Source organism: Tolypothrix sp. VBCCA 56010 (genome assembly GCF_050875635.1).
Classification (GTDB): Bacteria; Cyanobacteriota; Cyanobacteriia; order Cyanobacteriales; family Nostocaceae; genus Hassallia.
This window is the reverse complement of sequence record NZ_JBPAOH010000229.1, coordinates 1-8,401: the sequence shown is the minus strand read 5'-3', so window position 1 is coordinate 8,401 and position 8,401 is coordinate 1. Positions and strand designations below refer to the sequence as shown.

Genomic DNA, 8,401 nt, shown 5'->3' with positions numbered 1-8,401 from the left:
AAGAATTAGTAGAAGATTTGTTGTCTATAATACATTGTTTTAGCTCACGCTTGTATGGGCTACGCAAATATAAAGACAAGGTGAAATTAATCGCTAATGGGATCGTTACATTGGGGTTTACTGATTGCAAGGCTTTTTCAAATCGGTATACCAACTCACGATGCCACGCTAGCAATATAGCGCTTTCATGGGCACCATCATGTCCGGCAGCAGGACCTTGGGCATCATCGTACATTAAACCCATAGCTCCCACATGCACTGCAACAAACTGGTCATAGATACTAGTACGGCTACCCCTTGGTACAATATTTTTTAATGCCCGCACAGCATTAACGAATGCCTGTTTCTCTTTTGGGGTAAGGTCAACAACATTCTTTCTAACAGTTGGTCTATAAGCTTTGTATTTGTTAATCAGACGCTTGCTGTTTGCAGCAGAATCAGCCTCGGTAAAAAAATCAATTGCTGACACGGTACGCTCATACTTATGATGGTCAACATTATGGGAAAGTGCTGGGGTTACAAACGCGATCGCACAAGCAACCATACCAGCAATAATTGCTGTTTTAATAATTTTGTGGAGAATTTTCATAATATACGTTTGATGGTGTTCTCTGCCCAAATTTTCTCAGGAATCTCAACTAGAAATTATGTTTTGTAAGTATATAAATTGACAGATAACAGATCGACTCACAATATAAAATCTTTTGGAAAATCCTTCTATTCTTTTGCAAATAGCACACAAGCTCTCTCACCGACTCTTGCAGAGAATACGGAAACTTACTTAAAATCCCCTAAAGTACCTGCTACAACAGTAGTAGGGTGCGTTATGCTTTTAGAAGTCCGCACCAACAACTGTGCAAGGTGCGTTGCGCTGCTTTGACAACGCACCCAAAGAGTGATTTGACTGCTACAACAGTACTATTTTGCGGTTCTGCATTGAAGGAATGCAGTTTCCAGCGCCTGCTACTGAATCTTTTCAACTCTAGCCTCAATTTCTGCATTTTTCTTATTGAGAGTCGTCTCACGCTCAATATTGATGGTTTCGTCTGACAATTCACACAACGCTTGTAAGGAGACTTTACCCTCAGTTTGCAGCGCTGACAACCAGTTTGAAATCGACTCTAAAATTTGCTTTCCACTTCTTACTTGCAGGCTCAATTTATCTTCAAGTACATCGAAGAGAACGAAAAGCGATATTGTTTTCCAAATTGTTTGAGTCGGAGCTACTACTTTACAGGAAGTGACGATTTTTCCTGATTTTGGCAGATGAAGTGCTAAACCTGAAGCCGAAATAATTTGTTGTACTGACTCAATTGATAAGGAAGAAATATCAGCAATTTTACGATCGATCTTGACAAAATCTGCCAAGTCAGGCTGTTTCAAAACAACTGTACTTAAAGGTTCAGACTGAAAGATAATTTTTTCGTTCAAGGGGTCGGCAACAGCATAAACTTGTACAGAGTATGGGGGCTGTGGTACAGACCCTTTCTCATAGAATAAACGCCCTTCTGGAGTAACTGTAATTGGCGATGTTGCTGACAGAGTTTGTAACGTTTTAAGAGTTCTAGCGGTACTTCGCACAAATACAGGATCAAGCCCAAGTACAGAGGCTAATTCATTCTCTGTTGGCGGAGGGTTAAGTTCAATACCAGCGCGGATGATAAACTCTTCGAGTACATTGAAATGGCGGGGTTCCTTGATAGTGACTTCTACAGGAATTTGATATAAACTATACCGGAATTGACGCGCTGCCAAAACTGATAAAGCTGGACTTTGCGCTTCGATTTCGTCCACCAATTTCTTGAGACTATCATCAATAGGTTTAGCAGCAGATTGAAGAAACATCAATGAAACCTCCATGAAGACGTACAATGTTTGAAACCTCGGAGTACATACTTCCGATTTTGCCCGGTTGCTGAGTAAATAAATCGTGACAGCCAACAATTATCAATAGTTCTTGAGCGCGGGAAAAAGCAACGTTAACTCGTTCCGGCTTCTTGGCAAATCCCACATCTCCCCGACTGTTGTTGCGAACCATACTAACAATTACAATAGGTCTTTCCATACCTTGAAATCGGTCTACAGTACCAGTGCGAATTTGCAGCGAAGGGAAAAGTTCAGATTGAAGACGCTCATCAATTTTTCTCAGTTGAGCGCCATAAAATGTAATCACGGCAATTTCTTTTTTTGGTTCACCATTCGCAACTTTATCAAACCAAGCATCATTGATTTGCTGACACAAACATTCGATAACATCAATTTCTGGAATATTAAAGAAAGAAGTTCCTTTTGATGATTCTTTAAATTCATTTATTAGAGGCATTTTTACCCAGTTGAGATGGTGATGTTCTTTGATGTTTTTGCCTGCGAGATTATGTGCGCGTTTAGTGTTAGGCTGTAAGATGCCACATTCTAGCTGACCGTTGTAAAACTGATTGATTGCGCCCATAATAGTAGGGTGCATTCGATATTGAGTAGTCAGCATCTGCTTGATGCTTTCGTTAGCAGTTTCAAACTGTATTTTAAATAATGATTCTTCTAAAAATTGCAGTTCTTCTCGTGTACTGCCAATTTCTTGAGCTACTTCTGATAAAGTGCTAGTATCGAGCATAGGTGGTAATTGACGATGGTCGCCTACCATTACTAACTTTTTGCCTTTTAAAGCTGGGATTAGTAACTCTGGTGGAGTACATTTACTGACCTCATCAATGATGACAACATCAAAGTATTTAAATTCTTCCGAAAAATCGCGATTTGCAGCTTGAACGCAGGTGATACCAATGACGTTAGCGTTATCTAAATAAATACGCCTTAAATCGTTGCGATCGCCTGATGAAGGTTGGCGTAATTTTTCAATCCAATCTTCGACAAAGTGCTGATATCGGTTGAGATAAGTTTCATCATTTTGAAGTTGCGAGTGCCAATAGTTAAACTTCTTTTTGACACTGCGTAAAAAGTCTAAATTAAACAACTCCGTAGAAACAATATCAGGTTTTAGTTGATCGGGTATCGCTTGCCATACAGTGTGCCACCAGTTTCTTTCTGCGATTAAATCTTCTGATAGTGGTTGTATTTCTTTCTCTAGTTTACATAGTTGTTTTTGTAATTCTTCGAGTTCATGTATAGAAGTTGCAGTTTCTTGTTCTAGCCGGGAAAGATGTTCATCTAAAGAATTTTTGATACTCTCCAATACTGTAAAAGGCTCTAATGATAAAATTAAGCTTTCAAGCTGACTTGTATGGCTTTCCCAATTATGCACTAGCGTTGAAAATTGTTGGGGTTGCTCCCATATATATGATTGATTGGTGAGATATTGTTCGGCTATAATGCGTAATTGTTCGGGTAGGTTTGGCTGTCGGATAAGTTCCTGCAAAATATTGGTAACTCGGCTAAGTTTGATGTTAGCTTCTTTCCGCACTATTTCTACCTGCTCTTGGGCAGCGGATATTTGCTGTTGATTAATTTCTGTTCTTTGAAGTTCGTTTAATTGGCTTTGTAGATGCTGAAGCTGTTGTTCGGTTTTAGTTTTAACTGGTAAAACGCATTTACGTGCATTTGTCAAGATACTTTCTAGCAGTTCTTGTGCAATACGGTTGAGGGTAGACTCGATGTTATTCGGTTCCCATGATGCAGCATACATTTGTTGCATATTGCTTAAAAATTGCTGGGTATTTTTAACTATAAGTCGTCGCTGATTTGTGTCGAGTCGCGGATAGTTAATAAATTTTTCAGCAATCTCCTGCCACTGTACGCGATCGCTTGTTGACAGCACCATTGGAATCTCAGTCAAACTCATATATAAAAAATAACCAAAATTGTACTGCTTACCTTGTAAGTCAATAAAACCTCCCTCTACCTCAAAAGACAACGCTTTTCTCAATCTCACCCAATCTGGCAGATAATCGATTTTGTTAACTGTGTATGTTGGTACAAGTGGTAAGTTAGATGAATTAGCGAGTTCCAGCAACTCTGATGGTAATTGCACCTTATCATTTGTTAAGAGTTGACCAGATTGCTGACAATTGTTCAAGATTTCATACAGTCTGGAATATGCTGTAGACTTCCATTCCTTAACAGCGGTTATAACTAAATCAATTTCCCCTTTGCGGTTTTCCCAGTTCTGGATTGTTTGCTGTAGGCTTTGCTGCTTGGTAATAAATTGCTGATAATCTGTTTGTAGTTGATTCAAATAAGTAGAATTTTGTTTGAAAACCTGGACTGAATCAGCAACTTCCAATATGGCTGCACTAGCATCTTGAGCATAACTAGATGCTATTCTCAATTCGGATATTTCAGTCGCTATCTCACGCAACCAAACTGCCAATCCAAATGCACCGCGATTGGGGTGAACAAAGCCAAATTCATCAGTATACTTGATGGCTGTACGAACATTTGCCAAAAAGTTTTTTACTAAACTGTTTCCTTCTGTATAGGGTTTAAGACGCGGCAAAAAGTTTGTTAATTCTGGAGTTTCCCAGTTGACACTCGGGGCAGTATCTAATAGATTGTCCAAGCCAGCAATGAGAAATTGAACCTCACTTTTTTGTGCGATCAATACTTTGTAGGCTGTTTTTTGTTTTTGACAATTTGCCTCTAAATTTGCCTTGTCCTGATTTAATTTATTTTGTTTATGATTGAATTCTTCTTCTGCTTTCAAGTAAGCTGTAAATCGCTCTGATGATGCCAGCAATTGAGGTAAAACTTGTACATTGTCGAGGCGTTTGGCAAGGCTGTTTTCGCAATCAGTAGCGGTATTTTCCAGCCATGTGCCAATCACTCGGTCTTCCAGAAATGGCTGTCCTTCCTCTCCAACTTTTTCGGCTTTTCCCTTTCGCACAGCCCGGATTGCCGGGTTGTGAACTAATCGACTCAGAGCGTTATCAACTGCTAAGTTGGCTTGAGAAACAATTAAAGTGCGTCCACCCCGAAGGGCAACTTGATAGCAAATCTCGGCAATGACGGTGGTTTTGCCTGTACCTGGTGGACCTTGGATAAGAACTAGATCCTCAGCCGCAAGCACTTTTTCGACTGCTGCTTTTTGACCAGGATTAGCAGAGGATAATAATAAATTCTCTGGTTTAATTTGAACAGTTTTTTGGATGGATCTTGCCTGGGAAGCGTCGAATAAAAAGTTTCCCAAATAAGAATTCTGGCTACGACCATTTTTCAAGTCGTCCAAGGCTTTTTTCTTACGCTGAATTTGTTGGATGTTACCAACTGCCTCGAAAAACAAGAATCCAGTAGCTGGTAGCTGATAACGCCCTGCTACTATGTAGTCAGCTAAGTCACGCTCTAGCCTTACCGAAATGATGCAACGGTTGGGATCAACTTGTTCGATAGACCCTAATTGACGACTGTTTCGCCAATTTTTTCCTGTAGGAGCAGTCTCGAAAAGCTTTACCTCTTCGTTTCTTGCTTGTTTTACCCGTTCCCAAAAGTTTTCTACATCAAGGGAGTTTTCATATACGCCATCAAGGGTAGCTGAGGCTACATTAATCTCAAAACTGATCCGGCTTGTACCTCCATAGTTATGACCTAAAAAAGATACACAAAACTGACTTGCCTTAGCGATGTTCTCTTCAACCTGTAAAAATGCTTTCCAAATTTTCAAGAAATTTGCTCTGACTTTGCCGTTGTTCATCTAGTGTTGCCCTTACCAACAAAGTTTTCCAAATCTTATCAGGTACTTAAAACCAGCATTTCCCGGCGGAAAATGCCACTATTAGTTAAAGCTAATTTTCCGAGGCGATCGCCTGCCAAGACCTTGACCTAATGAATGGCGTTTACCATGAAGACACGGGTATTACTGGGTGATTAGTTGACTGATGACTGTTAACGGTTAACTGTTAACAGCCAAAAAATCAAGTTAAAACTATAAACGAAAGGTAAAAATATATGAAAATTAATGTGCGTAGTGCTGTTGTGGCTGCTAAAAAGTATTTTGAAGATATACAGGATATGATAGGTAATTCTATCAATGATATCTTGCTTGAAGAAGTAGAATTGTCAGAAAATCAAAAATTTTGGTATGTTACATTAGGTTTTAGTCGTCCTGTAGCTAAGACTGAAAGATCGCTTATTCCTGACGCTATTTCTTTAACTACTAAATATGAACGTGAGTATAAAATATTTACAGTAGATGCAGAAACGGGGGAGTTAAAATCGATGAAAATTCGTGAGGTATGAAAGATTATATTCGCTCGTTGTTTCAAAGTTACAAACAAAAAGGAATTTTAATTGACACAAATATTTTATTGCTTTGGTTTGTAGGTACTGTAAATCAAAGTAGAATATCACAATTTAATCGAACTGAAAAGTTTTTACCGGAAGATTACGATTTGCTAGTGAGCATCTTGTCATATTTATCAAAAATTGTTACAACACCTAATATTCTTACTGAAGTGAATAGTCTTGTTAACCAGATTGGTGAACCAGAACGTTCTCAATGTTATTCTGTTTTTGCTCAAGCGATGACTGCATTAGATGAATTTTATATTGAAAGTGTAAATGCTGTTCAGCTAGATAATTTTACTAAATACGGGCTGACTGACTGTGGAATTGTGACTTTAGCAAAAAATAAATATTTAGTGCTTACAGATGATTTCAAGTTAGCTAATTATCTGCAAAAAGTAGGTATTGATACAATTAATTTTAATAATATTCGGACTTATGGTTGGTAATGCATTACTCCAATTTTTGGACAGGCGATAAAAGCGGGCTACGATGGCGCTTTTCTCCCGTCGTAGACGATCGCCCTCACCCCCCAGCCCTTCGCCCAAGCCAAGCATCGATTGGGTGCCGCCCTTTTTCAAAGAGGAAAGCTCTTGAGATGGGGGGATGTGGGGGAATAACTGTTGACTGTTGACTATTGACTTACTTGGTAGCCGTACTAGCTGTTTGAGGAACTAGCTTGATTGAGAAGGACAATACTATCTTGGTCGAGCTTTATATTGACAGCTTTGATGATATCGTTGAGTTGCTCAAGCTTTGTCGCGCTAACGATGGGAGCGGTGATGCTAGGACGCTGGATGAGCCAGGAGAGTGAAATTTGGGTGGGAGTCGTATTATAAGTTTTTGCCACCTCATCAATTGCCTCTAAAATTCGCCTGCCACGAGCGTTTAAATATTTTTTTACATAACCAGCACGGGAACTATTGGATAAATCTTTCTCCTCTCGGTATTTCCCGGAAAGAAAACCACTGGCGAGAGAGAAATAGCTAATGACGCCAATTTCCTGTTCAATGCAAAGTGGTTCAAGGTCTTGCTCATAGTCGGCTCGGTCATACAAGTTGTAGAGGGGTTGAAGACTCTCATAACGAGGATACCCATGCTGTTCGCTGATTTGCAATGCCCTTACAAGACGATCTGCACTATAATTTGAAGCTCCAATTGCACGCACTTTCCCCTGACGGAGTAACTCTGCATAAGTTTCGAGGGTTTCCTCAAGTGAAGTACTTTCATCATCGATATGTGATTGATATAAATCGATGTAATCCGTTTGTAACCTTTGCAGTGAGTCCTCGATAGCTAAATGGATGTGCGAACGAGAAAGTCCTTTGCCTTTGGGACCCATATCATTACCAACCTTGGTTGCGACGATCACCTTATCACGGTTACGGCGCTGCTTCATCCATTTCCCCAGAATCGTCTCGGATTCTCCACCTTCATTGCCCTCAACCCATCTAGAATAAACGTCAGCAGTATCAATGAAGTTGCCTCCTGCCGCAACAAAGGCATCCAAAATTTCAAATGAAGTGGCTTCATCAATCGTCCATCCAAAGACGTTGCCACCAAAACACACTGGTGATACTTCTAGTTCAGAGCGTCCAAGTTTACGTTTTTCCATATATACTACACTCAAACTACTTTACCCATTCAAAGCTTCTTCAATTTAAACTAAGTGCCACAACACCTACTTGATTCGGAGGAAAGATTTTTATCAATCACATGTGATGAGCATTGTATAGAATTACTATCAACTAACTGTTATTTTAGTCTTTTGGGTAGTATAAAATATTTCCATAATCGCCCAAAGCTATAACTTCATCATTTTCACTCCAATTATTATTTTTTCTCACATATTCAAACTTCTCTTTTAGTTCTTCTTGAGAGTAAGACTCTAAATTCTTTGCCCAAGGCAGCCCAAAATTAAAAGGAAGCGAAACAATTGATTCAATTTGTTTTGTAGTGTTGATGAACTTGTAGTACTGTCCCATTTTTTACTTACCAACTCACCCAAAAATGTCTTATAGCGTTTCCCGATCTAGTGAAGTACGCCTGTAGGGGCACAACATGTTGTGCCCTTGGGAAAAACCTGTCCAAAATTGGGCAGGCTTCTCCTTCGGAGACGCTTCGCGCTCCCCCAAATGGCGCACAATAATCCACAATTAGCACCCAAAAT

Annotated in this window: 6 protein-coding genes and 2 pseudogenes; 3 read left to right on the top strand and 5 right to left on the bottom strand. The window is 39.6% G+C overall.

Going from position 1 to position 8,401, the window contains the following annotated elements; all coding sequences use genetic code 11:
• A pseudogene (locus AABK37_RS38590) lies at positions 1-86 on the top strand (IS607 family transposase); the annotation flags it as partial.
• 71 nt (positions 87-157) lie between these two features.
• Here AABK37_RS38590 and AABK37_RS38585 read toward each other — a convergent pair.
• The 3 genes and pseudogenes from AABK37_RS38585 to AABK37_RS38575 form a co-directional block, all read right to left on the bottom strand.
• Positions 158-235: pseudogene (locus AABK37_RS38585) on the bottom strand (hypothetical protein); the annotation flags it as partial.
• 728 nt (positions 236-963) lie between these two features.
• The gene (locus AABK37_RS38580; RefSeq protein WP_432556698.1) at positions 964-1,845 is read right to left on the bottom strand and encodes a hypothetical protein; all 882 of its coding nucleotides are present in this window, start codon (positions 1,843-1,845) and stop codon (positions 964-966) included.
• Positions 1,823-5,641: an AAA domain-containing protein gene (locus AABK37_RS38575; RefSeq protein ID WP_432556697.1), complete on the bottom strand. Its 3,819-nt coding sequence runs from the start codon at positions 5,639-5,641 to the stop codon at positions 1,823-1,825. The genes AABK37_RS38580 and AABK37_RS38575 overlap by 23 nt, the downstream gene beginning before the upstream one ends.
• A 254-nt stretch (positions 5,642-5,895) precedes the next feature.
• Between AABK37_RS38575 and AABK37_RS38570 the strand changes: the two genes are divergently transcribed.
• Together AABK37_RS38570 and AABK37_RS38565 are read left to right on the top strand one after the other, a co-directional pair.
• A complete protein-coding gene (locus AABK37_RS38570; protein ID WP_432556696.1) occupies positions 5,896-6,186 on the top strand; it encodes a hypothetical protein in 291 nt (96 codons plus the stop codon).
• A complete protein-coding gene (locus AABK37_RS38565; RefSeq protein ID WP_432556695.1) occupies positions 6,183-6,680 on the top strand; it encodes a PIN domain-containing protein in 498 nt (165 codons plus the stop codon). The genes AABK37_RS38570 and AABK37_RS38565 overlap by 4 nt, the downstream gene beginning before the upstream one ends.
• A 209-nt stretch (positions 6,681-6,889) precedes the next feature.
• Here AABK37_RS38565 and AABK37_RS38560 read toward each other — a convergent pair whose 3' ends face one another.
• Both AABK37_RS38560 and AABK37_RS38555 read right to left on the bottom strand, forming a co-directional pair.
• Positions 6,890-7,846 (bottom strand): aldo/keto reductase, encoded by a 957-nt coding sequence (locus tag AABK37_RS38560; protein ID WP_432556694.1) that lies wholly within the window; start codon positions 7,844-7,846, stop codon positions 6,890-6,892.
• Positions 7,847-7,991: 145 nt separating this feature from the next.
• Positions 7,992-8,216 carry a hypothetical protein gene (locus AABK37_RS38555; RefSeq protein ID WP_432556693.1) on the bottom strand — a complete coding sequence of 75 codons (225 nt, stop codon included), beginning with the start codon at positions 8,214-8,216 and terminating at the stop codon, positions 7,992-7,994.
• Between the last annotated feature and the right edge of the window lie 185 nt (positions 8,217-8,401).